Here is a 25,846-nt window from a genome sequence, read left to right as displayed (position 1 = left end):
CATTCCCGTCATGTATGGTGATGTTGTAATTTTGGGAAGTGCGATTAAAACCTTAAATTCACAGTATACGCAAAGGGGGATGCAATGATACGTACTGTTATTCTGCTGTTATTTTCTGTAATTATCACAACTGCCTCGGCACAATGGGAACCAAATTACGATGAGGCCAAGGTTCCGCAATTCAAATTGCCCAATCCGCTCAAAACATTTTCAGGGAAAAAGATCAGAAATGTAAAGAATTGGGAGAAGAAAAGACGACCTGAATTGCTGGATTATTTTGCTGAGAATATTTACGGAAAGATTCCGGACAAATTGAAAATCAGTGGGTATGACATTCTGGAAGAGAGTGAAAATGCACTCGGAGGAAAAGCCATTCGCAAACAGGTTGAGTTGACTTTTGAAAAAAACAGCCGGACACTTCATTTTACCATTCTCATATACCTGCCCAAATCGAATGAGAAAGTACCGGTATTTTTAGGTTATAACTTTTTAGGAAATCACACGGTATGCGAGGATGCCAATATTCTGATTTCTACGGCCTGGGTAGCCAATAATCCTTCCTTAGGGATAGTCAATCATCAACTGACTGAACAATCAAGAGGAGTTCGAACCGATCGCTGGGCCATTCGGGAAATGCTGGCTGCAGGTTTTGGTTTTGCCACGATTTATTATGGCGAGATCGATCCAGATAAAAACGATATGACCGACGGAGTTCAAAGCCTGTTTTATATCGATGATCAGCTTCAGCCTGCTGATGACGAGTGGGGATCGATCGCAGCATGGGCCTGGGGCTTAAGTCGGGCACTCGATTATTTTGAGGGTGATGATGATGTGGATGAGTCGAAAGTCGTTGTTTTCGGGCACTCCCGCTTAGGGAAAACTGCCCTGTGGGCTGGAGCCAGTGACCAGAGGTTTGCAGGTGTTATTTCCAATGATTCGGGTTGTGGAGGTGCAGCCTTGTTTAAACGCGAATTTGGCGAAACCATCTGGCGCATCAACCGAAGTTTCCCTTACTGGTTTTGCGATAATTTTAAGAATTTCAACCACGACGAAAAAAAGCTTATAGTCGATCAACATGAACTGATTGCATTAATTGCTCCTCGTCCGGTTTATGTGGCCAGTGCCGAGGAAGATCAGTGGGCCGATCCAAAAGGAGAGTTTCTGGCGGCTTATTATGCCGGACCGGTGTACAAACTTTATGGAATAGAGGGGATTCCGGAGGATGTTCAGCCCCCCGTAAACAAACCCATCCTAAACACGGTGGCTTATCATATACGCAGTGGCGGACACGATGTTACCGCGTTTGACTGGAAGCAATACATCAACTGGGCACAGATCTATATTCAATAAAATTTTCTGGATTCTTCGGGAATGATCAACAAAATTTAGAGTAGAAAACTTTCTGAAAACTCTCTCTCGATTCCTCCCTACGCGTAGAGAGGAACGATTGTGTCAAAGGCACAATCAGGGTGAGTCTGAATATTAGAACCGTAATTTGCTATTGATTTTCGGTGACTTTCAATAAAAAAGGGAACCTTAAAAAGGCTCCCTCCATATATTATTTGATAAATCTTATTTATCAACTTCTACTTTTGCCATTTCACCCGTACGGTATTCTCCGGCTATCAGTTTTTTGCGGGTTTCTTTAAATGCATCCACGGTCATTTTAACATCTTCGAGCGTGTGCATCGCAGTCGGTATCAAACGAAGAAGAATTTCACCCTTCGGAATTACCGGATAAACCACTATCGAACAGAAAATGCCATAATTTTCGCGAAGGTCGTAAATCATTTGTGTGGCTTCTTCTTCTCCACCTTGCATATAAACCGGGGTAACCTGCGTATTGGTTTTTCCAAGATCGAAACCTGCCTCTTTTAAACCGCTTTGCAGCGCCTTAACAACCGACCACAGATTTTCGCGTAACTCTGGCATGGTACGTATCATATCCAAACGTTTCAATGCACCGATTGTCATGGCCATTGGCAATGATTTTGCAAATGTTTGCGAACGCATATTGTAGCGCAAAATGTAACAGATATCGGTTTCGCAGGCAATAAAACCACCAATACCGGCCATTGCTTTAGCAAAAGTTCCGAAGTAAAGGTCTATTCCATCCTGAACTCCAAAATGTTCGCCCGAACCGGCACCTGTTGGTCCCATGGTTCCAAATCCGTGAGCATCGTCGACAAACAAACGGAAGTCGAATTCTTTTTTCAGTTCAACGATTTCGTCCAGTTTACCAACCTGGCCTGTCATACCGAAAACTCCTTCGGTAATCACCAAAATACCTCCACCTGTTTCAGCAGCACGTTTCTGTGCAAAACCAAGCATTTTACGGCATTTGTCAATGTCGTTGTGCGAGTATACAAAACTTTTTCCACCTTTTGCTTTATGGAGAAATACACCATCCATAATGCACGCGTGCGATTCAGAATCGTAAACAATTACATCATTACGGCTGGCCAGCACATCGATGGCCGAAACCATTCCCTGGTAACCATAATTCAATAAAAATGCATCTGGTTTGCTTACAAATGCTGCCAACTCACGTTCAAGCTGTTCGTGTTTAACGGTTTGCCCCGACATCATACGTGCCCCCATCGGATACGCCATCCCATACTGGGCGGCAGCTTCCGCGTCGGCTTTCCTTACCTCAGGGTGATTACCCAGCCCCAGGTAATTGTTCAAGCTCCAGGTTAATACTTCTTTCCCACGGAATTTCATTCGTGCAGAAATTTCACCTTCAAGTTTAGGAAATGCAAAATAACCATGTATCTGATCCATCCACTTCCCAATGTCGCCTTTGTTGTTTCTGAATTTCGCAAATAAATCCACTTCTTTACTGTTTTAAGTATTCGTTTAAGCTTGCAAATGTAAACTTTTTTAAAATGTGAGCAAATGTGTTAAATAATACTAAGTTGTGCTTAATTTCTTATGGCTATCTTGTACTTTGGTGGACCTGTATTGAAAGGTGGAATAGTTATTGAGCTAGAAATGAATGAAATAAGTAAGATTTTTAGTCTGTTTTTCAATGCAAATTTTGCAGCTGATATAGTTTCACTTAATTAAAAAAAAGTATATTTTTGCGCCATGTTTAAGAAAATGAGGATTCTGGGAATAAGTATTGTATTGTTAGCCATGATTTTAAGCGCGTGCAGCGACTTTAATAAAGTGGTTAAAAGTACCGATTACGAATTCAAGTACAAAAAGGCAGTAGAGTATTACGAAGATGGGGAGTACGTTCGGGCATCGACACTGTTCAAAGAACTGGTAAACATTTACCGCGGAACCAGCAGAGCCGATAAGATCTACTACTTCTATGCAAAAAGTACGATGGGCCAGAAAGATTATTTAATGGCCGGCCATTATTTTAAATCTTTGGTTCAGGAATTCCCGATGAGTGAATACGCCGAAGAATCGCAGTTTATGATCGGCTATTGCTCGTATCTTTTATCACCCAAACCAAGGCTCGACCAACAGATTACCCAGGAAGCGATCGATGCCCTGCAGTTGTACATCAACCTGTATCCGTTTTCGGAAAGGGTTGACGAGGCCAACCGCCTCATTGATGAACTGGAAGATAAACTCGTGTATAAGTCGTATTTAAATGCTAAATTGTACTACGATTTCGAAAGGTATAAAGCTGCTGTTGTGGCACTTACGAACAGTTTGGAAAAATATCCCGACAGCAGGTACCGCGAAGACCTGAAATACATGTTGCTAAAGTCGAAGTATTTGCTGGCCGAGCGTAGTGTGAGCGACAAGCAGATAGACCGTTACTCCATGGCGCTCGACGAATATTTTTCGTTTATCGATGAATATCCGAACAGCAAGTACAAAAAAGAGATTGATAAATATTACGAAAAAGCATCAGAGCTTTTACATTACATAGAAGAAACAACTATAGAATAGAAATATGGATTATAAAAAAACAAAAGCAGCACCGTCAACCATCTCACGCGATTTGGAAGTGCTGACACAGGAAACAGGAAACATTTACGAAACAGTGATGGTTTTGGCCAAAAGAGCCAACCAGATCTCTTCAGAACTAAAAGAAGAGCTGAACCAGAAACTGCAGGAGTTTGCTTCCTATACCGATAATCTGGAAGAGATTTTTGAAAACCGCGAGCAAATCGAGATCTCTAAATTCTACGAACGTTTACCAAAGCCAACACTTATTGCGTTCGAAGAATTGAAAAACAGTGAAATTTATCACCGTAACCCATCGCGCGAGAACAAGCAACGCATATAATTTCATGCCGATGAGGCTGAAAGGTAAAAATATTATTCTTGGAATAACCGGAAGTATTGCCGCTTACAAAGCAGCAGTACTTCTTCGGCTTTTAGTAAAAGAGGGAGCCGAAGTTCAGGTGGTGATCACACCTGCAGGGAAGGAGTTTATTACTCCGGTTACCTTGTCAGCACTTTCGGGCAAACCTGTTATCAGCGAATTTTTTGGATCAGGCGATGGCACCTGGAACAGTCACGTAGATCTGGGTCTTTGGGCCGATCTCATGCTGGTAGCGCCGGCAACTGCCACCTCCATTGGCAAAATGGCAAACGGCATTGCCGATAATATGCTCGTTACCACTTATCTTTCTTCGAAATGTCCGGTGATGGTTGCCCCGGCAATGGACCTCGATATGTTTGCTCATCCTTCCACTCAGCGCAACCTGTCGATTCTGAAAGATTACGGAAACCTCATTCTGGATCCTGCCAGCGGAGAACTGGCCAGCGGGCTTGAAGGGAAGGGACGGATGGAAGAACCCGAGAACATTCTGGAAAAGGTCGTAGGGCTTCTCTCACGAAAAAAAAAACTGCTGAATAAATCGTTTCTGGTCACAGCAGGACCTACTTTCGAAAAAATTGATCCTGTACGTTTTATTGGAAATTACTCCTCCGGGAAAATGGGTTATGCCATTGCCGAAGAACTGGCTGCTGAAGGAGCACAGGTAATTTTGGTTTCAGGCCCCGTAACGGTGTCGGCTCAAAACCGTAATATCGATGTAGTGCTTGTTGAATCGGCACATGAAATGTACGAGGCTGCGGTAAAAGCTTTTGGCGAATGTGACGGTGCGGTGATGTGTGCGGCAGTGGCCGACTTTACACCCGTTGAAAAACACGCTGAGAAAACCAAGCGGGGAAAAGAGAACTGGAGCATTAAATTGCAGCCCACAAAAGACATTGCCGCGGAACTGGGAAAAAGAAAGACGGACCAGCAACTTTTGGTAGGTTTTGCACTCGAAACCACTGATGAGATCAGCAATGCCGGAAAAAAGCTCGAGCGTAAAAACCTCGACTTTATTGTGCTGAACTCGCTAAACGACAAAGGTGCAGGATTCGGTGTGGATACCAACAAAATAAGCATTCTCGAAAAAGACAATAAAAGACAGGATTTTGAGTTAAAAACTAAGAAGGATGTGGCCCGCGACATTGTAGAAAAAATGATTGAATTGAAAGCGTAGCATTATGAAGTCCAAATTATTTTCCACCATATTATTAGTGCTGTTGATGGTTGTTGCAGCATCAGCACAGGAGTTGCGCTGTAACGTAACGGTTTCGGCACGCGGTATAAAAGGCGCCAACCAGAACCTGTTCCGTACCATGCAGTCCGACCTGTACGAGTTTATGAACAACCGTAAGTGGACCGATCATGTTTACAGTTACGACGAAAAAATAAAATGCAACATTCTTATTCGTCTTGATGAACAGATCTCGGCTGATGAATTCAAGGGTTCCATCCAGGTGCAGCTTACACGACCGATTTTTAATTCGAGCTACACATCAACGGTGCTGAACATTAAAGACAACGATTTTCATTGCAATTACGTGGAGTTTCAGCCGCTGGAATTCAATGAGACTTCGAACCGCGACAACCTGACCAATATCATGGCTTATTATGCCTACATTATTTTAGGCTTCGATTACGATACCTTTTCGCCCGAAGGCGGTACACCGTATTTTGAGAAAGCGCAGGCCATTGTTAACAACTCGCAAAATGCGCGCGAGCGGGGCTGGAAAGCCTTTGAAAGCGAACGCAACCGCTACTGGCTGGTCGAGAATGTTTTAAATAAATCGTATTCGTCGTTCCGAAGTGCGATGTACACTTACCACCGTCTGGGACTGGATATGATGTCGGATCGCGTGGAAGAGGGTAGGGCCAATATCGCAGAATCGCTGCGCGACATCCAGAAAGTTTTCCGTCGCAGGCCATCTACTTATATTTTGCAGATGTTTTTCGATGCCAAATCCGACGAACTGGTTAAAGTATTTTCCAAATCATTCCCCGACGAACGTAACCGGGTAGTAGCTATTTTAAACGAAGTAGATCCTTCAAACGGCAGCAAATACGATAAAATTGCCGAAAGCGAAGGATTGTAATTCCCGATCTTCTATTTCGGCTCCTTGAGTTTAATTTTAAAAGTGCTGCCTTTTTTCAGTAACAATAATTCAAAATTGTCCGAATCATATTCGTACTTATCGGCTCCGGTAACCGATTTAGCTTCCTGAACTCCTACCAGCCTTAGTTTATATTTACGTTCCTCTTTTGAGGCTACTTTTAGTATCCCTTTCTTTTCATCCATTTCAACAGTTATATCTGTATATTCTGTGCCCTGTCCGGCAGGTTGGTGAAAGACATAGCTCGATTTGCCTTCGGGAAATATCAGGAACTCTACAATGTCCTTTTTGTCGATATCAACAGGAATAATCGCTCCGGCTTTTATAAATATAGGATATTTTTCAAGTGGATAATATTTAAGGATCGTCTCTGAAGCTGCAAATACCTCTTTTGTATTCCAGTAATTGATCCATTTGTTTTTATCAGGAAATACAATTTTTACGGTATCGTTTTCGCTTGTAATGGCTTTAACGAAGATATCATCACCCAGCAAATGACTGTTATTTTCCGGAAAGCTCTTCTTTATAATTGAATGTCCGTTTAAATGCCCTTCAACGGAAGTGCTGAAAAGGTAAGGTGCTATTCTTTTGTGAAGTTGCACATAGTCCTTGTAAATAGTAATGGTCTGCTTATCGTAGTTCCAGGGTAAGTGGTGCTCCAGTGCACCGTCCCGGCCGCCATTAACCATGGTGGGCACCATACTTGCCAGTTGGGTATATCGTATAAATGATTTTTTATCGGAAGGCTTGCCCCAGTAACCGCCAATTTCGCAGGCAGGAGCCCCATATCCTTTGTTTGCCGATAAGTAGATAAAACTCAACTGGCTGGTCAGTCCGCTAAAATCTCCGTCGAAGTCGCCAGTCCACTGGCAATGCGAATAATTTTGCGGAGCCATATCGAGGTATTGGTCCAGTATATGCACATGTCCGTAGGTATAACACAAAAAATCCGGGTTGACTGACTGGGCATATTCAAATGCATCTTTGTAATGATAATGTCTGAATTCTTTGTTCGACAGGTAGCCCGCTGATGTCAGTATTCCGTCGCGCAACCATTCGGCGCTTATATCCACTTTCCAACCGTCGATGCCCAGTTTTAGTACCTTATCCACCTGTTGGTGCCACCAGTCTCTTGCTTTGGGGTTGGTAAAATCAATGTGGGCGCCTTTTCCTTTATGCCACTGATACAGGCCGCCATTATTTACCGTGTAATTGTTGTTTACGGCCGTTTCAAACAGTGGCGACTGGTTTAAGGGAACCTCCCTCGACTCCTTGTTCACAAATCCGCTGTACCATAAAATCAGTTTGATATTTATGCTGTGCAACTCATCGATCAGTGCTTCATAATCGGGATAAAGCGCCGTATCGAACTCAAAATTATTATAGGCCGACGACCACGGACTATCGAACAACACAACATCAACGGGGATGTCGTTTTTTGAATAAGCCTCCACCAGGTACCTTACCGTATTTGAAGTATGAAACTGGTCTTCCCATATCCAGTGGCCAAATCCCCAATACGGGGTAATCGCAGGTTTAGCTGGTTCTTGCGCCTGAATCCCCGAAAAAAGGATCAGAAATAGTAGAAGGACGGTAAGCTTTGTCATGCATTTATTTTTTAGCAACGGTCACTTGTATGTGGGGCGGGCGGGATTTCGAAAAGAAATCCAGTCAGACCTACAGGAAAGTGGGCACGAGGTCTGACTTGTCAGACCGCTAAAACCTCCGCCTGCCATATATAACTTGTTAACGTGCTTTATTTTTCTTATTTATCAGGTTTACTATAATTTTTGTAATTGTGTCTTTTTCTTCAGTCTTGCTAACAGCAATCATTAAAGTCAACGCAACCAAAGCATTGTCCGCAATTCTTTTTTCTCCATTTTCGTTATACAGAATTCCGTTTCGTTCCAGGAAGTAAAGAAAAAGGAATGCGGCAATTCTTTTATTTCCATCTGAAAATGAATGGTTTTTTGTTACCAGATAAAGCAGGTTTGCAGCTTTTTCTTCAATGCTTGGATATAAATCTTTTCCGTCGAATGTTTGATAAATTGTTGAAACCGAACTTTTAAAGGAATTGTCTTTTTCGCGACCAAACAATTCACTATTTCCATATTTCTGTTTTACCAGTCGAATTTGTTTAATTGCTTCGTCGTAAGTAAGTTGATATTTTTCTTTTCCTGAAGTTTCCTCGATTTTTAACGTCTGGTAATCATACCGGTCTAAAATGTCCAGAGCAAAAGCGTAGTCAGTGATAATTTTTAGTAAACCGATACTTTCTCCACTTGATAATTCTTTTTGGTTTACAATATTCCCTAAAATTTTTACAGATTCCTTTAATTCCCTTAATTGCTCATTTTGTTTGGATAACCGTTTTTCATTTATTGAAAATCCTTTTATTAAAAAGTTTTTTAAAATTTTGTTTGCCCAAATTCTGAATTCGGTTCCTCTTTTCGAGTTAACTCGGTATCCGACCGCAATAATTACATCAAGATTGTAGTATTTGATTTTTCGTTTTATCTCCCGGTCACCTTCTTTTTGAACTTGTTCAATTTTTGCACAAGTTGACTTTTCCTCAAGTTCTTCAGTTTTATAAATATTGGAAATGTGTCGGTTTATCGAAGTCCTGTTTGTTTCAAATAAAGATTCGAGTTGATATTGATTTAGCCAAACTGTTTCATTGTCAAGCTGAACTTCAATTTCAGTCTTTCCATCTTTTGTCGTAAATATTTGAATTTCGGAATTATTCATATTTGATTTTTCTCAAATATAGCCAATCTTTAAGTGACTTTTTTGTCCCCTTTCAAAATGCCCTGTAACGGTAAATTGTATGAGTAGTGGCAGATTGCGTGGTAATTTCCTGTCAAACCGCTACGCTGTTTGAGCGGGCTACAAACTCTGATATTTACCACATTGCCTGCCATTACTTATACAAAATGTTGGCAACAGTTTTTAGCTGTTATTCCTTCAAATATACCAAAATCATCTTTGTCGGTTGGTCTCCTGAGTTAATTACTGCATGTGTCTCAGCATCACCAAACCAAATGGATGTACCAGATTTAACTTCAATTTCCTGAGTCTCTCCATTCTCGGGAGTAATCTTAACTTTTGCATCTGTTAAGACAATAGTTAAGTGAGGTTCGTGATGGTGCATCCCCAATCCGCATACATCGCCTTGTGGTAAACTGAAATATTCGATTACTTCAATTTTGTCATTATCAATAATGACTTTTTCTCCTGATTCAGGAGTTTCCTGATTTTGCGCAGCAAGTGTGCCACAAAAAAACACTAATGATAAAATAAACAAATTCTTCATGATGTTAATTTTTTAATGATTAATAACTACATCACAAAGTTAAATGCGCATCTATCAAAGCGTTTTTCTTAAAAAATCATTCTTTTTGTTTTGGCATCCAATACAAAATACATTGACTATTTATTTGTTTTGATTCCGATATTCAGAGGGAGATACATTGAACGAATCCTTAAAAATCCGGCTAAAATGTGATACATTCTCGAAGCCACAATTAAAAGTAATATCACCAATCGATTTTTCTGAACTGATGAGAAGCAGACTGGCTTTTTCAAGTCTTTTCATTGTTAACCATTTCCCTGGAGTGGTACCATAATGTTTTTCAAAATCTCGTCTGAATGTACTTGTACTTCTGTTAGAAATCTCAGCAAATTCTGAAATTTTTAAATTATACATATAATTCACCTCCATTACTTCCCAAATCGGTATCACATAATCTTCAGTGATCTGATTTATATATGCCAGGATGTGCTTATTTTCTGGGTGTGTCAGGATGTTGTAAAGTAATTCCTTGAACTTTCCTTCAAAAATAGTATCAGGTAGTAATTGTGGATTCTTAAAATAAGGTAAAAGGCTCTCATAACAATTACGAATCTGGTCGTTTAGCATGAACTGTTGAATCATGTCTACATTTACTTCAGGCAGATTATTTAGCTGTAGATAGTTTCTAAATTCATCGAAAATTTTCTTCAAATAATTATCTTTTAAATACAATACCAAAACTTTCCAATCTGTAAAATCATTCGGTAATTCCTGATGGAAGGCACCTCTTTTCAACAAAAAGCCCTGACAATCATTTAATATCCATTTTTTATCTCCATGCTTAATAATCCGCTTGCCGCTAATAGTAAAGGTTAACTGATTATGATTAGAATATAACTGAAGGACTTTATCCTTCTGAGGGCATTCGTAATAACAGAATAGCTGGTCATTTAAGCTTAGCTGGTTAAATATATCCGGATTCGATCTATGTATTTCGTATATATTCATTCAATTAAGTTCTACAAGCATCAACAATCTCGGATTCAAATTGTTGCCAACTAGTGTGCATCATTACTAGTAATGTTATTTTCCTTATATCAATTATTTTCTTTTTTAAATAAACTGTCTGTTTTACAATGCAATATCCGTTTGTAAATATTTGTAAGCGTTTATAAACGCTTACAATCGGAAAAAAAGCTTACAAAACCTCCGGGTGAAAAATCTCTCGCTGCAATTCGGTCCGGGTGTCACCTGGATTAGTAACCTTAAAATTATATGTTAATCAGGGAAATAGCAACAGGCAGAGTAACTTGTAGGGGTTCTAAATAGTAGCTTTTTCGCTTCGTCGGATCAAAAAAACTTTACGATGAAGCTTTAACTGCCGGCTCAGCAGTGGGGGCGGGCTACTTCCCATGCAGGAGTGCTTTTCAAACCAAAATACAATACGAGTAAAAACGAGCAGCTCTGACTTATTTTTTCAGGATACTCATATTTTCATCATAAACCGGGCTGTCGATCTCCAATAAGTCTAAAACAGTATGAAAAACATGATGCTGCGATAACAATTGGCGATCCTTAAATTCCAGTGAATTATTCGAGGCCCATACAATAAATGGAATCTCGTATTGCTCTTTTGGTGCAATGCTTAGCGGTATTCCGTGCATGTATAGGTTTTTCTCGCCGAGGGATTCACCGTGGTCGGAAATAAAGATCATGGAAGTATTGTATTCCTCCAGTTGTTCCAATTCCTCAATCAAACTTGTCAGAATGTGATCGGTATAAAGAATCGTGTTGTCGTAGGCATTTATCAGTTCCTGCTGGGTGCACTTGGCCAACTCAACGCTTTTGCACACCGGTGTGAATTGGTTAAATTCGGGCGGGTATTTTTTATAATAGGCCGGCCCGTGACTGGTACTGGTATGCAGGACAATAAATATTTTGTTTTTTTCGCTGTCCAGTATCTCATCTTTCAAACCATACAACAGAATTTCGTCATACTCAAAATCTTCTTTATTGTACGCATTAATGAGCTCTTCCTTTGTCTGGTAGTCTTTTATTTTAACGGTGGGCTCTCCCCAGTTTGTTGTTCGCCATATCACCTCAAAACCATTTCGGTACAGATAGTTGGGTAAAATTTCGTACAACTTACCGGTCTTCTTGTGTTCTAAAATCGATTTTATTCCTTCGGTGGTATAAGTAGCGGCCGATTCTGCGGGGTAAACATGCAGATTGTCAATTTCTTCCAGTTCGGGGTTTGTATTTCTCGGGTAGCCGTATAGCGAGAAATTTGCGCTTCTTGCAGATTCTCCAATTACAAGAACAACCACCGATTTTGTGCTGTCCCTGGCTGTGGCATCCGGTAGCAATATTTGTTCCTTATTTTTTTTGTTCTTGCTGTGATAATACCTGCTGGTATTTACCACATACGACCATGGCATCACCAAAGCCCCTAATTTTTTCGAGTTTTTATCGATCCATAACCAGTTGGTGGCGTTGGCATAAACCAGGGCCAGTAACAAAACCAAAGTTACAGCTACCTGCACACCGAACCTTTTGAAATTCGCGTATTTGACTTTAATTTTCAACAACAGAATGCTCGGAATAATCCCCAGGAAAATAATGTAGATCAAAAAAGTGATTGAAAAGAAACTGCTTGCTTCTTCATAATTCGTATTCAGCACGTTACCGATCATCGATTTGTCGATGATAACGCTGTAGGTGTTTATAAAATATACCGCAACAGCATTGATGTTAAAAAACAATACCAGCAACCATTTACCGACTTTACGAAGCAGTTGTACGCCGATGTAGAATACCAAAGCATTTAGTGCGATGGTTAAAACCAATAAACTGATAAGCAGCAAAACACCGTTTAAAGTTTTAATATCGATAATGCTGTAAACGAATTTATAAAAGGAAAAATGATAAAGTATCAGATTTAAAAAACTAACTATTAAAGCATAATAGATGAGTTTAATTTTTCTTTTGAACATACGATTTTAAAATTAGGTACAGTGAAATCACTAAAGCGATTAATGAAAAATAGAATATCAGTAAATTATCGGCTACTATTTTTTGAACAATGGCAAAAATCCAGGCGGCAAAAAGCACCACAAATACAGGGTGGTATTTTTTATTCCTCATCCAGGTCAACCAGTTGAGTTTGGCATTGATCCTGATTCCGAGAACTGCTACGATATATCCGATGGTGCTGCCAATCAGAACATCAAAAGGATAGTGCGCACCAACGCCAACCCGCGAAAAGGCAATAAACAGACCTGTTGCAAGCATTAAAATGATCCATATTATTTTCTGCCTGTTCCTGGCCGGCATAAAAGCAAATAACAAGGTTGTTATTACTACAAAAGTAGCTATCGAATGCCCCGAAGGTAATGATGTATTTCCGGTGAGGGTTCTGCCTATAATGGTAAAGGTATCGTTGTCGAATATGGCTGCCGGCCTTGGTACATGAAATAATTTTTTTAAGCCGGCCGATACGATCAGTGAAAGAATTGCCGAAGTTATTAAGCCTTCCCAGAGTTTTGGTGAATACACCATAAAAACCGTTAAAAGCGGGAAAAAGATAAGAACATCGCCCAATTGCGTGAGGTTAAACTGTAAACCCGGAAATTTGGATAAATAAGCATTGATCGTTAAAAACAGATCTTTTTGAAGGCTAATATATTCATCGACATAACTACCACTTCCTTTTGAGAAAATAAAATAAATATAAAAAAGAAGCAGAACTAAAAAGGGTGGAATTAACGAGCTGTAATTTACCCGCGTAAAATTCTCTGTAACTTTACTGTTTAAGTGCGTGTTAACTAATTTTGACTGATCGTTTTTCAAAAGCTAAAATATATAAGGAAAATAAATAATTGCTGCTATAATTATAGTGAAAATTACTGCAAACGAAACTGCTCCCGCAGAAATGTCCTTAATTAAGCCAATACGGCTGTGAAAATCAGGATGAATATAATCGCACAGTTTTTCTATGGCAGTGTTCAGGCTCTCAACAGCCAGAACCAGGCCCATCAGTAAGAGTTGAATGATCCACTCCATGCGAGAAATCTCAAAGTAAAATCCCAGAACGATAAAAACCATTGCGATGGAAAATTGTGAGATTACAGCATGTTCGGTTTTTAAGAGTAAAAACATTCCCCGTAAAGCATATTTCAGGCTTTTTACCCGACCTATTAAAAAATTACGCATAGTGGTATCTAATTTTTCGTGTGATATTACATGAGCAATAGCTTTTGCGGAACCAAAACAGTAGTTCTCCACGTTTGTGCCCTCTGTGTGAATCACCCAAATTTTGCACGAAAGTAGTTCATTTTGTGGATTTTTAAAATTCGAAGTTCGATACAGAACATGCTAATATCTATGCAGAATTTAATACTAATGAGATCGGCGGATATTAAATAAAGCCAAATTTAATTCATATTACAAGCTTATGTCACGTTTCCCACGCTCCACGATTTTTTATTGCTTGCAGGCGGTGCTTCTTCTGCTATTTTTGGTATTTTCGTTACTTCGTAATACAGGGTAATATGCTGTCGAAATTATTCATTACTAATTATGCTTTGATCAACGAATTGCAGGTCGATTTTCACCGCAACCTGAATACGGTTACCGGTGAGACCGGCGCCGGGAAGTCGATCATCCTCGGAGCTCTTGGATTGATCCTGGGCGCCCGGGCCGATCTTTCGGTGTTAAAAGAAAGCAGCAGGAAATGTGTAGTGGAGGGGACATTCGAAGTTAAAAATTACAGGCTGCATTCGTTTTTCGAGACCCACGACCTGGATTACGACGACATCACCATTTTGCGTCGCGAAATTACTCCTGCCGGGAAATCGAGGGCATTTATCAATGATACACCGGTTAAGCTGAAGGTGATCAGGGAACTGGGACTGCAACTGATAGATATCCATTCGCAGCATCAGAACCTGGAACTCAGCAATCAGAAATTTCAACTCGATCTTGTGGATGCGGTTGCTAAATCGGCGGGCTTGCTCACCGATTATAAGACGCTTTACACGGCTTTTAAAAAGGCTCAAAAAGCGCTCGCAGATCTTGAAGAAAAGGCGGCCAAAGAAAAAGCCGATCTCGATTATTTTGAGTTTCAGTTTAACCAGCTTGAAGAAGCCGCTTTACAGGAGAACGAACAGGAAGAACTGGAGCACGAACTGGGCATCCTGAATCATGCTGAAGAAATAAAAACTGCTTACTCGGCCGTTTCTGAATTGCTCGATGACGAGCAGTTGTCGGCGGTTCAAAATGTAAAAGCCGGGAAAAAGGCGCTCGAAAAAATCAGTGCTTATGCTGAAGAAGCTGCCGAATTGGAAAAACGCCTTGAAAGTGCTGCCATCGAATTGCAGGATATTGTGGATGAGGTTTTGATGCTTGCCGAGCGCATCGAACACGATCCGGCCCGCATCGAGCAGGTAAACGACCGTTTGAACTTGTTGTACAGCCTTCAGCAAAAACACAACGCAGCCTCGGTAAGCGAGTTGATAAAGCTGCGCGATGAACTGGATGAAAAAATAAACACGGTAACCGGTTACGAAGGCGAAATTCACAAGCAGCAAAAAGCCCTGGATGAGTTGCGGGAAAAGCTAAAACAAAAGGCGGAAGAACTGACAGCTCTTCGGAAAAAAGCTTTTACGGGAATTGAAAAGTCGGTGATTACCGACCTGACTCAACTGGGAATGCCCAAGGCAAAATTCAAGATCGAACATCACCCGCTCGACGATTTCCGTGAGGACGGTCTGGATGCGGTCACCTTTTTGTTCAGCGCCAATGCCGATGTGAAGGTCGATGATATTTCCAGGATCGCATCAGGCGGTGAGATGTCGCGGGTAATGCTGGCCATCAAGAACTTATTGCGCAATTCGAAAGCGCTGCCCACCATTATTTTTGACGAGATTGATACCGGGGTGTCGGGCGAAATTGCCATAAAAATGGGGAACATCATTAAAACCTTCTCCGGATCGACACAGATCATCAACATTACCCACCTGCCACAGGTGGCTGCGCGCGGCGACTCACATTTCAGGGTCTACAAATTCGAAGAGGCAGGCAAAACATATACGTCGATTAAACTGCTGAATGCCGACGAAAGGGTGGAAGAGCTTGCCGTGATGGTAGGTGGCGAAAAACTGACCGATACCACTTTGCAGACTGCCCGCGAATTGCTGGCAAATTAGCTCGAGGCTCCAGGTTTAACTTATAGGAACTACTTTAAATAGCTACTCAATTATGACAGAAATAGGAAAAATAAATACACTTCCCATTGTGCGTGAAACGGCCAACGGCGTTTATCTCGACGGCGGCGATCTGGGCGAGATTCTGATGCCTCAGAAATTTGTTTCAGACGAACATAAAAATGCCGGAGAAGCCGAAGTTTTTATTTATACCGACTCGGAAGATCGACTGGTGGCCACTACTGAAAAACCACTGGCAATGGTTGGCGAATTTGCTTACCTCGAAGTAAAAGCTGTAACCAAAGTTGGTGCTTTCCTCGACTGGGGACTGCCCAAAGATCTGCTGGTTCCATTCAGCGAACAAAAACAACGAATGGAAACTGGCAGGCATTACTGGGTGTATGTTTACCTCGATCTTTTGACGCGCCGTATTGCTGCTTCTTCTAAATTGCACAAGTACCTCGATAACACTCCGCCGGAATACAAGCCGGGTCAGGAAGTGAAGGTGATTATCACCGAAAAAACGGACATCGGCTACAAGGTGATAATAAATCGAGAGCATTCGGGGATCCTATATAAAAACCAGGTCTTTCGTGAAATTCATGCAGGCATGGAAACAACTGCCTATATAAGTAAGGTTAGGAACGATGAGAAGATCGACGTAATACTTGACAAACCCGGCTATAAAAAAGTAGATCCGGTAACAGGCGATATCCTCGAAAAACTAAAAGCGAACAACGGATTCATGGCAGTTTCCGACAAGTCGTCGCCCGAAATGATAAAAGCGCTTTTCGGTATCAGCAAGAAAACTTTTAAACAAGCCGTGGGCGCGCTTTATAAAAAGCGTCTGATCGCTTTTGATTCCGATGGTATTCGTTTGATCGGGGAGGAGTAAACCCGGGATATGGTCTTTATTCGTCGAGGCTAAGTTGCTTTTCGATGATTTGCTGATCTTGTTTGCGCTGTGCCAGTATGTTGATGTATTCGCGGCAATTGGCGGAATGTACTTCGTTTTTTTCGCCATATACATAATACGATTCTACCACCCAGCCCAATGCGGCATCAATCTGGTCGTTCATTTCGCAGGCCACAGCCATGTTGAACTTACATTTTGCAGCAAGAGCCTTGTTCTTGTCATTGGTATACTTTTTCCACACTTCGGCTGCCTCCAGCCATTTCCCGTTATTCACCATCTGCGAAGTCGGTTTTATTTCCGGATTTCCCGATTCATAAAATATACGCTGAACCGTTCTCCAGTGAGGTACCAGAAATTCGGCGGTATTCGCACCGGCAATATCGGCGGCATTTAAAACGGCATCGCGTCGCGGCGGAATGCGTTTCAATGCTTCTTTTTTATAAGAGGATTGATGCGACCAGAAAATGGTATCGCCTCTTGAGAAATGAAAGGCCAGTTTTTTCTCTTTCAGGTCGTAAGCTGTCCAGGAGTAATGGACGTGCACCACTTCCTTTGCTGTGGAACTGTACTCTAAATACGCAAGGGCATTTTCGGTGTAAAAATGATCAAGCGATAGCAATACATCGGCCGAACAGGTATCGGCAATAGCCGAAAGCTCTTCCTCTGAATACAAGGCCAGTTTTGGATCAAGGTATTTTTTTTGCTCAACCCGACCCGGCATCGGTTTCGTTTTTCTGATTTCTGCAGCCAAAATGTGTGCTCCCACAATGCTTGTCAATTCCTCCTCAGTCAGGCTTGAATCCGCCGGATCAAATTCCGGCTTTGTGAGCGTATCGATAAGCTGTGTATGCGAATAATCAGCTGCTTTTATCTCGGTGATTTTTTCGAAAAATTGCTGCTCCTTTAATGTGGAAATAAACAGCTCAAAATATATTTTTGAGGCTATACTATCCAGGTTCGTAGAATCGGTGACGCTTTCACTGTCAAGGAGATAAATAGCTGTATTTGGATTCCAGGCAACATTTACATTGTTGTAACGTACCGCCATTTTCTTATAATCTTCAGGCAGCTTTACCCTGGCCGGTTCCACAATGTCGATACTAATTGTTTTGGGATTGTACAGCGTGTAACAGCCCTGAGTAAAAATCAGAATGCCAAACAATAGCGCAATATTGAAAGTTCGTGCTTTCATTGACTATGGCTTGAGATTGGTTTCGGTCTGGTTCAGCCGGTTAATGTCCTTTTGGCGTTTAAGAAGCAGTTGACGGTATCGTAAAATCATTTTCAGGTCTTCCTTACTTCGGTAGTCCTGGGCAATTTGCTGAGCGGCAATGAGCCACTTTTGAGCGGTGTCGAGTTCATCCTTCATTTCGTAGCCCAGCGCCAGGTTGTAGCGGGCATTAATAGCCATTTTGCCGTTGCTGTCGTCGGTATATCGTTTCCAAAGCATAATGGCGTTGTCCCATTCTCCCTTTTGAACGTACGCGTCGGCAGCGGCAAAATCGGGGAGTGGGGGAACCGAATACATGCGGTCAACACTTTGCCACGAGGCAAAAAATCGTTTTGAATAGTTTTCCCCGGCCATTTGCGAGGCTATTTTCAGAGCTGTAATTCGCGGTGGCAGTTTGCTTTTGCGCCGGTAATTCCCCTGGTCGTCGTAGCCGTTCCAGAAAATAGTGTCGATCATGGTTTTGTGTTCCAGCATTTTTTTTGTGTTTGGATTATAAACTGCCCAAACGGCTGCTGTAATCACTTCATTCGATTTCCCCGGATATTGCTCGGTAGACGAATATTCTGAGTAGAAAGAGGAATAGGTCTCCAGCGAAATCAACAGGTCGGATTGAGTGGTGTTCGTTATTTTATTAACCACATCAAAATCGAGTGCCGGCAATTTTTCGCCATGATGTTCCTTGAAAAGCTCAGGGAAGATGTGAATATTGGTAAAAGCATTTTTTTCTTTCAGGTTTTTAGCCAGTTCCTGCATGCACATGTTCACCAAAATTGAATCAAGGTTTTCCGGATCCTTACGCGCTTTTTTCAGCCTGAAGTCATCCTGGTAGTAATGTTGCAGTGTATCGTTTGTGTATTTGAAATTGCGGTAAACGATCGATACATTTTCGGCCTGTGGCGGCACGGCTATTAATCCCGGCTGGTAAATTTCTATGGGATATTCTTTATAAACGGTGCACGCGCTTAAGGCAACTATTATGATGGCAAATAGTAAAATGCGTTTCATTGGCTTTGTTTTTGGAGTTCACGTTTCCGGTATTTCAGGCGTTCAAGGTAGTCGTAGGTCAACTGTTGGTACATGGTGTTGTATGAGTCTACTCCGAGCGAAATGGCTTTATCCAGATCGCCCTGAATTTCGGCTGCAACAGCGAGGTTATAAAGCGCTTTACTTTTTACACTTTTCTTAGTGCTTTCTGTAGCCAGTTTTGTCCAGATTTTGCTTGCTGCAGCCCAGTCGCCTTTATCAATGTATTCACCTGCCCACTTTAACTGCTCGTCACCACTGGTAAACAGCTTTCGTTGTTCGGGAATCCACGAAGTACCGATCTTCTCGGTAAAATCGAGAGCCAATGCTATCCCGGCTTCAGTGAGCGCCTGTTTTACCGGAGTAAACCGGGTAAACAATTCCTGTGCCGAGCCGGCCATATCTTCCCAAATAATGGTATCGCGCATAAATTCACGCAGCACTACTTTTTCACTATCGGGTTCATAAACTTTAAAGAGTGCCTCGTAAACCACAACCATGTGTGCTTCCAAAGCCGAAAAAAATCCATTGTCGGCCGGATTAAAGTAGGTTTCTTTGTCGTACTTCGTTATAACTCTTGTGCTGAACATGTCTACCGACAGAACAGCATCGGTACTGTACGCTTCACAAAGCGATTTTACTGCATCCCACGACATCGATTCGCTAAAAAATGCATTTTTTTTATGCTCAATAAATCGTTGCTCCGGAATAACAACATCGTAACGCCCCGATTCAAACAGCAGATCTCCCATAGCTTTTAGCATGGTATCAGCGGCCTGGATGTCTTTTATTACGGTATCAGTATTAAATCCTTCGTCGAAGAAAAGTTGCTGTAGTGAGTCGGATTTTAGGTTGGTGTATGAGTCGTCGACTGTTCGGTTAATAATAAGCAGACTTTGTATCTCCGGCGATAATTCTTTTTTTGCTTCTTTAGGGAGTTCTATCGTTATTGTTTTTAACGAAGTGCATGAGCTCATAATCAGAAACAACGGAAGCCATACAACATAATATTTTTTAAAGAATATGTTCATTTTCAGTAAACGAAAGATCATGTTTTAATACACACCCCAGTATTTTCTCAAAAACCATTCCACACTGAGTAGAAATAATAAAACGAAAAACAGCCATTTCAGGTTCAGCAACTCATTTACCATTTCCTGGTAGTAGCTCACCGCTTTAAGCTTATTACTGCTTTTTAGCTCGTTGATGAGCTGCCCGGTGTTGCCAGGTAGGTAAAATCCGCCACCACTTAAACTTGCCAGTTGATAAAGTGTATTGTGGTTGGCACGTGTTACTACATTTTCGAGATTTACTGCCACTACCGTGAAATAGCCAGTTTCGGTAAACTGTTCGTCGCCAAGCATAACTTCAGCTTTAAAAGTATAGTCTCCTACCGGAAGATGCCCGGTGTTTAAGTAGTAGTTATCGCCCTGAATATCGAAAGTGAAATTGAATTCTTCGTTGTTCGAATTCCTCAGTACAATATTGACTTCGCCACTGTTTACTTTTTCGTAGGCGTCGTTGTAAACCTCGGCAGTAAGTATCACGTCGTCTGTTTCGGCATAAACAGGCTGATGGTCGATAATGAAATTGTCCTCATTCTCGCGCAGTGCCAGGTACTGGATCATTTGGTTGATCAACTCGTTAAAATGCTGATGACTCTGGATTTGGTAATAATCGTATAAACGCCATCGCCAGATTCCTTCGCCAAAAATAAAACCAATCTTCCTTCCCTCGACTTTTCCGGTGGCCATCAAAGGTTTACCGGTTTCAATGTTTTTTAGTTTTTGGTAGAAGAGTGTTGTGAATCCGTCGTCCAGGGTGTAATCAGCAAAATTTACCATTAAGGGCGGAAACATCGGGAGCAGTGTTTTAAAGTCTTCCGAAAGCTTAAAAGTGGCAAAGGCCGGATTTAACACCGCCTGAGCTTCTTCTCCCGAACCGGCCAGCAGATCTATCCGGGCACCCTGCGCCAACGTATTGAATTGCGGGATAAATGTTTTGCTGCCTAATATAAAAAGCACTGGTAGTCGGGCCGCTCTGGCTCTCTCCACTATTTCACCCATCGATTTACCAGAGGTTGGCAACTGGTTTAACAGTAGCAGGTTAAATTCTTTCAGGTCGTTTGGATAGGGTTCTTCAGTAAATACCGAAACATCGTAACTTTTTTGTTCGTCGAGTGTGTTTTTTATGGCGCCGATATCGGGGTGCGATCCATCGGAAATGATCAGCACTTTTTGTTTGTTCTCGAGAATATTGATTACAAACTCAGATGTATTATTGTCGGTGTTTCGCTCGTTATCGGTAGTTTCAATTCTTGCTGTGTAATGTTGCAGGCCCGGCTCATCGGCTTCCAGAATAAACTCCTTGGTAATAAAATAATTATTGTTGGGCGGGGTGATCATCACACTTTCCAGTTCCTGGTTATTATGGAAAACAGAGAGTTTCAGTGCCTTGTTTCTGATGCGCGAGAACTGAACATCCACTTCCACCGGAAATTTATTTCCCGAAAATGCTGTTCGGTTTGTTCGTACATCCTGAATTCGGGCGTCCTCAACAATTGTTGTGTCTCCAAAACCGATGGTGTACACCGGAAATCCCACTTCTTCGAGCAGGTTCAACGGATTCTTGCCCCGGTTATAAATGCCATCGCCGGCTACGATAAGCGCCCCGATATTTTGGTTAAAATGATTGTTGACCACCGATGTCAACATCTGGCTGTAATCCGATCTTTTTTCGTTAAAAGTCAACTCATCAGGATTCAAGTCATCTCCAAAAGTGTAGTTGATCACTTCGAAATCAGTCGAAAGTTGATCGTTGATTTCATCATGAATGCCATCGACAGCAATGGCGGCATTTGTAGAATCACCACCAAGAATCATCGATGAACTGTTATCCCAGGCCGCAATGATCACAGGATTTTGTGTGATCTTTTTCAGGTTGCGGATAAAAGGCGACAACAGCAGAAAAGCGATCAGAAAAAACGACAGAAACCGCAGGCTCATCAGAATAAGCCGCTGGCTTTTTGAGAGTTCGTTGTTGGCTTTATTCCTGAAATACAGCAACAAGGAAATTCCAAGAGCTGCCGCTAAAAATGCTAATAAAATTGCAGGCCAGTATGTTGTTCCGAATGAGATCAAATCGTATAATTTTTAAAAGTCGTAAATATAGTCATCTACTTTTTTATAATCATGAATTATGGTTAATATTACACCACGGTTCCGGGGAATCGGGGAGTGATTTTAGTTGTTAAAACCATTTCCGAAACAAATTGTTTCATTCAAAATTTTTAATAATGAAGTATTTATCCATTGTATTGATTGTTCTTGGATTTACCGCCTGCGGACCAAAGTATAATCCTGATATTACTGTTGCAGAGATACAGGACGACATAGGTTACCTGGCATCCGACTCGTTAAAAGGAAGAAAATCGGGTGAAGCCGGTGATAAACTTGCGGCTGAATATGTGCGCTCCAAATTTGAAACTGCCGGATTGGATTTGATGTACGACGATGGATTTCAGTATTTTAATCTCGTAGCTGATGCAGAATTGGCCGGGGGAAACATATTAGAAGTAGGGGAGCAGAGTTACACTCCGGAACTTGATTTTCAACCTTATGCGTTTTCTGCAAATGCAACGGTGGAAGCCGGCGTAGTTTTTTGCGGATATGGTTTGGAGGTGGATCAGGACACACTGAAATGGAACGATTTTTCCGGTGCTGATGTATCCGATAAATGGATGCTTGCACTTCAGGGCGATCCTGAACTTGATAATATGAACAGTCCGTATTTGCAGTATTCAACCGAACGTGCAAAAGGATTAACGGCTTCCGACAAAAACGCTGCCGGATTGATTCTGGTTGCCGGGCCGGAATTTAATGACAAAGACGAACTCTCGTCCTTGTTCTTCGATAAGAACAGCAGCCGTTTTTCCATTCCGGTTTTACAGGTCACGCGTAAAGTTGCTAACGAAATTTTAAAAGGAACGGGTGAAACAGTGTCGTCGCTGGAAGCTAAGATAATTGAAAAGAATACCGGGATGAATTTGGCAACGGAGGCAATTGTGAACGCTACCATAAACGTAAAACTCAAAGAAAAGACGACAGAAAATGTAGTGGCAATGTTGCCCGGTACCGATGAGAAACTTAAAGATGAATATGTGGTTGTTGGAGCGCATATGGATCATCTTGGAATGGGTGGACCGGGTTCAGGTTCACGTGCTGTTGATACAATTGCTGTTCACAACGGTGCCGACGATAATGCATCGGGAGTTTCAGCAGTGATTCAGGTGGCCGAGAAAATAGCTGCAGAAAAGAGCAACAGACGCAGCATTATTTTTATGGCCTTTGGTGCCGAAGAAATGGGATTGGTTGGCTCGAAAGCATTTGCCAACGATCCGGCTGTTGATCTGGACAGTGTAGTGGCCATGATCAATTTCGATATGATTGGCCGCCTCGATACAACCACAAATGCTATCAGCATTGGCGGAACAAAAACTGCGAAAGAAACCGAACAGATTCTTACTGATCTTAATCCCGGCTTTGAGCTGGCTTTTTCAGGCGAAGGAATCGGCCCTTCGGATCACGCCTCATTTTACCTCCAGGATATTCCGGTGTTCTTCTTTTCCACCGGTGCTCATCCCGATTACCATACTCCACGCGATGATGCAGAATTGATCGATTACGAAGGTGCACAAAAAGTTATGGAATACGGTGCTGCTGTTCTGGAAGAAGTTGCGAACCGCCATGAAAAACTTACTTTCCAGGAAGCCGGAAGCAAGTTCCAGCGCAGCCGTGGTGGACGTTTTAAAGTGACTTTCGGGATTATGCCCGATTATGCCGGATTGGAAAAACGAGGCATGCGTATCGACGGCGTAACCAAAGATAAACCGGCCTACCGTGCCGGCATGGAAAAAGGCGATATTATTACCGCCATTGAAGGAAAACCGGTAAAAAACATTTACGATTACATGGCTCGTTTGCAAACACTCGAAGCCGGACAGCGTGTTTCTGTTGACATCATCAGGGACGATAAAGAAACAGTGTTGATTGTGGAGTTGTAAATCATTTATACATTTCAATACTGAAAAAGGATGTGGGTGCATGTAATACCACATCCTTTTTTTGTGCTTATAATTTTGTAACTTGTTTGAATAGCAAAAAATACAGAAGCAAAATGAAACATTATATACCCATTATTTTCCTGGCGATACTATTTTGGGGTTGTGGAGGAGAAATGCAGGCACCTGCTGAAAAAGCAACTGATTTGTCGAGTGATAAAAGTGTGGAAGAAAATATGCCTGAAGAAGATATGGTACCCGAAGAAGAAACTGTTGCAGAAGATGCCGGTTCAGATATAGGAGTCGGAGAAACAACAACCACAACTTCTCCTCAAATTGACACGTCCATGTCAGGAATGAGCGATTTACTTACGGACGCAGATCTTTATGAGCCGAACTTCAAGAAACTGGCTATATATTGTCCTCATAAAATGACCTATAAAAAAACAAGTGAAGTGATCGGTTTTGTTGCTGATCTTCTCGATGATGAAATGATCAGTCGATTGATGGATGAAAGGGTGGCAGAAACTACCGGCGATGAAGATTTCGAATCGGCAGATGAAGATCTGTTGATACGAGAACTTCAGTTATTCAATTTTTTGGAATTGAGACTTGACGATGCCGATAATGAAGGATTTACCATAAAAAAGATTCATGATAAAGACATTCAGCAAGTTGCGGTGAATATGGAAGGCTGGCATTGGAAAGTTACACCGACCACCACTGATGCCGTGCAACAACTGGTGCTAAAAGTGATTGTTTACGATGATAATATGAAGCGTGTTACCTCGTTTGATAAAACCTACCACATCGATATTAAAATTGAATCACGATTATTTTTGCGTAATACTTATGCGTTGTTTGTTGAGAATCCGGAATGGGCTTTTGCCAGTATAATTACACCGGTATTAACTTTCTTATTGGGGCGCTACAATTCGAGAAGACGTCGTAAAAAAAAGAAAACTGATAAAGGGGCTTAGATCCATCCCCGAAGTTTATAATACGAAAGTGCAAGCATTTCCCGCACGAACAGTATTTCGTATTTCAGGTGGTTCCAAACCTGGTAACGCATGTTCATGCTTTTTCCTACATCGGGAACCAACACTGTATTTCCGCCCAGTTCATCGTCGTGAAAAGTAAAATCGGCTTCGGCGGCATTTTCAAATGCCGGCAAAGCGTTTACCTTTTCAAAACCCACTTTCTGAAAACAAAGCACCGCACGCCGCATGTGTTCGGGCGAAGTAACCAGTAATATCGGCGTTTTGTAATTCACCAATCCGGCGCAATTCAGCGCCTGCGAGCGCGTATTGGTTCCTTTGGTTTCTAATATTATGCTCGAAGGATCTATACCTCTTAATATCAGTTCCTCTTCCATTTTTCGGGGAGTACTTCTGCTGTCGGCTGCATCACCGGGCATAGCGATAATGATTTTGGAATCGGGGAAACTCTGATAAGCATTGGCAGTATGCCAACTGCGCATTAGGTTGCTTTGGCTGGGCATTCCTCCACCTCCCATAAGCACAATATATTTAGGCTTCCATTGAAGTTCCGATTTGCTGGTACCCAGCCAGTGGTAACCCCAGTAGGGCCAGGTTGTAAAAGCTATCAACACACAAATGGTGAAAAACATGCCAACGATCACAAAGAAATTTCTCAGTAGTCTTAAAAAATAGATATTTTTGACTCTCAGTTTGGCCATAAGCGATTTTTGATCGTATAAAAG

22 protein-coding genes are annotated in these 25,846 nt (G+C 41.8%); 9 read left to right on the top strand and 13 right to left on the bottom strand.

The annotated features are described in order from the left end of the window. Positions 1–84: 84 nt before the first annotated feature. The gene (locus WFY05_RS10935; protein WP_340112881.1) at positions 85–1,350 is read left to right on the top strand and encodes a glucuronyl esterase domain-containing protein; all 1,266 of its coding nucleotides are present in this window, start codon (positions 85–87) and stop codon (positions 1,348–1,350) included. A 222-nt stretch (positions 1,351–1,572) separates the two neighbouring features. On the opposite strand, the gene WFY05_RS10930 is transcribed toward WFY05_RS10935, so the two are convergent. Beyond that, positions 1,573–2,835: an aminotransferase class I/II-fold pyridoxal phosphate-dependent enzyme gene (locus tag WFY05_RS10930; RefSeq protein WP_340112880.1), complete on the bottom strand. Its 1,263-nt coding sequence runs from the start codon at positions 2,833–2,835 to the stop codon at positions 1,573–1,575. Positions 2,836–3,090: 255 nt separating this feature from the next. Here WFY05_RS10930 and WFY05_RS10925 point away from each other — a divergent pair, with 255 nt between their 5' ends. The 4 genes from WFY05_RS10925 to porD are packed head-to-tail and all read left to right on the top strand — an operon-like array spanning position 3,091 to position 6,381. Continuing rightward, complete coding sequence (locus WFY05_RS10925; RefSeq protein WP_340112879.1) at positions 3,091–3,912, top strand: outer membrane protein assembly factor BamD; 822 nt, start codon at positions 3,091–3,093, stop codon at positions 3,910–3,912. Between the two features lie 4 nt (positions 3,913–3,916). Further along, complete coding sequence (locus WFY05_RS10920) at positions 3,917–4,252, top strand: DNA-directed RNA polymerase subunit omega (protein WP_340112878.1); 336 nt, start codon at positions 3,917–3,919, stop codon at positions 4,250–4,252. 10 nt (positions 4,253–4,262) lie between these two features. Beyond that, on the top strand, positions 4,263–5,465 hold the full coding sequence (gene coaBC / locus WFY05_RS10915; RefSeq protein ID WP_340112877.1) for a bifunctional phosphopantothenoylcysteine decarboxylase/phosphopantothenate--cysteine ligase CoaBC: 1,203 nt from the start codon (positions 4,263–4,265) through the stop codon (positions 5,463–5,465). A gap of 4 nt (positions 5,466–5,469) precedes the next feature. Beyond that, on the top strand, positions 5,470–6,381 hold the full coding sequence (gene porD / locus WFY05_RS10910) for a type IX secretion system protein PorD (protein ID WP_340112876.1): 912 nt from the start codon (positions 5,470–5,472) through the stop codon (positions 6,379–6,381). Positions 6,382–6,392: 11 nt separating this feature from the next. Here the strand turns inward: porD and WFY05_RS10905 are convergent, their stop codons facing one another. The 7 genes from WFY05_RS10905 to WFY05_RS10875 all read right to left on the bottom strand — a co-directional run bounded on the left by WFY05_RS10905 (position 6,393) and on the right by WFY05_RS10875 (position 13,903). After that, positions 6,393–8,006 (bottom strand): TIM-barrel domain-containing protein, encoded by a 1,614-nt coding sequence (locus tag WFY05_RS10905; RefSeq protein ID WP_340112875.1) that lies wholly within the window; start codon positions 8,004–8,006, stop codon positions 6,393–6,395. 139 nt (positions 8,007–8,145) lie between these two features. Then, a complete protein-coding gene (locus tag WFY05_RS10900; protein ID WP_340112874.1) occupies positions 8,146–9,147 on the bottom strand; it encodes a virulence RhuM family protein/type II toxin-antitoxin system death-on-curing family toxin in 1,002 nt (333 codons plus the stop codon). 208 nt (positions 9,148–9,355) lie between these two features. After that, positions 9,356–9,712 (bottom strand): cupin domain-containing protein, encoded by a 357-nt coding sequence (locus WFY05_RS10895; protein WP_340112873.1) that lies wholly within the window; start codon positions 9,710–9,712, stop codon positions 9,356–9,358. Positions 9,713–9,832: 120 nt separating this feature from the next. Then, complete coding sequence (locus tag WFY05_RS10890) at positions 9,833–10,699, bottom strand: helix-turn-helix domain-containing protein (protein ID WP_340112872.1); 867 nt, start codon at positions 10,697–10,699, stop codon at positions 9,833–9,835. A 461-nt stretch (positions 10,700–11,160) separates the two neighbouring features. Continuing rightward, a complete protein-coding gene (eptA, locus tag WFY05_RS10885; protein ID WP_340112871.1) occupies positions 11,161–12,684 on the bottom strand; it encodes a phosphoethanolamine--lipid A transferase EptA in 1,524 nt (507 codons plus the stop codon). After that, the gene (locus tag WFY05_RS10880) at positions 12,665–13,540 is read right to left on the bottom strand and encodes a phosphatase PAP2 family protein (protein ID WP_340112870.1); all 876 of its coding nucleotides are present in this window, start codon (positions 13,538–13,540) and stop codon (positions 12,665–12,667) included. The genes eptA and WFY05_RS10880 overlap by 20 nt, the downstream gene beginning before the upstream one ends. Positions 13,541–13,543: 3 nt before the next feature. After that, positions 13,544–13,903, bottom strand: a complete 360-nt coding sequence (locus WFY05_RS10875) for a diacylglycerol kinase family protein (protein ID WP_340112869.1) — start codon at positions 13,901–13,903, stop codon at positions 13,544–13,546. 338 nt (positions 13,904–14,241) lie between these two features. Between WFY05_RS10875 and recN the strand changes: the two genes are divergently transcribed. Further along, a complete protein-coding gene (recN, locus tag WFY05_RS10870) occupies positions 14,242–15,897 on the top strand; it encodes a DNA repair protein RecN (RefSeq protein WP_340112868.1) in 1,656 nt (551 codons plus the stop codon). A 52-nt stretch (positions 15,898–15,949) separates the two neighbouring features. Next, positions 15,950–16,789: a CvfB family protein gene (locus WFY05_RS10865; protein ID WP_340112867.1), complete on the top strand. Its 840-nt coding sequence runs from the start codon at positions 15,950–15,952 to the stop codon at positions 16,787–16,789. A 16-nt stretch (positions 16,790–16,805) separates the two neighbouring features. Here the strand turns inward: WFY05_RS10865 and WFY05_RS10860 are convergent, their stop codons facing one another. Genes WFY05_RS10860 through WFY05_RS10845 form a run of 4 tightly spaced genes read right to left on the bottom strand, consistent with a single transcriptional unit; the run spans position 16,806 to position 22,204 of the window. Beyond that, complete coding sequence (locus WFY05_RS10860; RefSeq protein WP_340112866.1) at positions 16,806–18,002, bottom strand: DUF6340 family protein; 1,197 nt, start codon at positions 18,000–18,002, stop codon at positions 16,806–16,808. A 3-nt stretch (positions 18,003–18,005) separates the two neighbouring features. Further along, positions 18,006–19,046 (bottom strand): DUF6340 family protein, encoded by a 1,041-nt coding sequence (locus tag WFY05_RS10855; RefSeq protein ID WP_340112865.1) that lies wholly within the window; start codon positions 19,044–19,046, stop codon positions 18,006–18,008. Further along, on the bottom strand, positions 19,043–20,116 hold the full coding sequence (locus WFY05_RS10850) for a DUF6340 family protein (protein WP_340112864.1): 1,074 nt from the start codon (positions 20,114–20,116) through the stop codon (positions 19,043–19,045). The genes WFY05_RS10855 and WFY05_RS10850 overlap by 4 nt, the downstream gene beginning before the upstream one ends. Positions 20,117–20,119: 3 nt before the next feature. Continuing rightward, complete coding sequence (locus WFY05_RS10845; protein WP_340112863.1) at positions 20,120–22,204, bottom strand: hypothetical protein; 2,085 nt, start codon at positions 22,202–22,204, stop codon at positions 20,120–20,122. Between the two features lie 155 nt (positions 22,205–22,359). On the opposite strand from WFY05_RS10845, the gene WFY05_RS10840 reads away from it, so the two are divergent. Both WFY05_RS10840 and WFY05_RS10835 read left to right on the top strand, forming a co-directional pair. Further along, positions 22,360–24,126 carry a M20/M25/M40 family metallo-hydrolase gene (locus tag WFY05_RS10840; protein ID WP_340112862.1) on the top strand — a complete coding sequence of 589 codons (1,767 nt, stop codon included), beginning with the start codon at positions 22,360–22,362 and terminating at the stop codon, positions 24,124–24,126. Positions 24,127–24,239: 113 nt separating this feature from the next. Next, a complete protein-coding gene (locus WFY05_RS10835; protein ID WP_340112861.1) occupies positions 24,240–25,103 on the top strand; it encodes a hypothetical protein in 864 nt (287 codons plus the stop codon). Here the strand turns inward: WFY05_RS10835 and WFY05_RS10830 are convergent. Further along, positions 25,100–25,822, bottom strand: coding sequence for a YdcF family protein (locus tag WFY05_RS10830; RefSeq protein WP_340112860.1), 723 nt, complete (start codon positions 25,820–25,822; stop codon positions 25,100–25,102). The two genes, WFY05_RS10835 and WFY05_RS10830, sit on opposite strands and share 4 nt — an antisense overlap. Positions 25,823–25,846: the final 24 nt, after the last annotated feature.

The sequence above is a fragment of the Maribellus mangrovi genome (assembly GCF_037646455.1).
Classification (GTDB): Bacteria; Bacteroidota; Bacteroidia; order Bacteroidales; family Prolixibacteraceae; genus Draconibacterium; species Draconibacterium mangrovi_A.
Note: the sequence above shows the minus strand (reverse complement) of the source record. Positions and strands in the feature narration are given on the sequence as shown.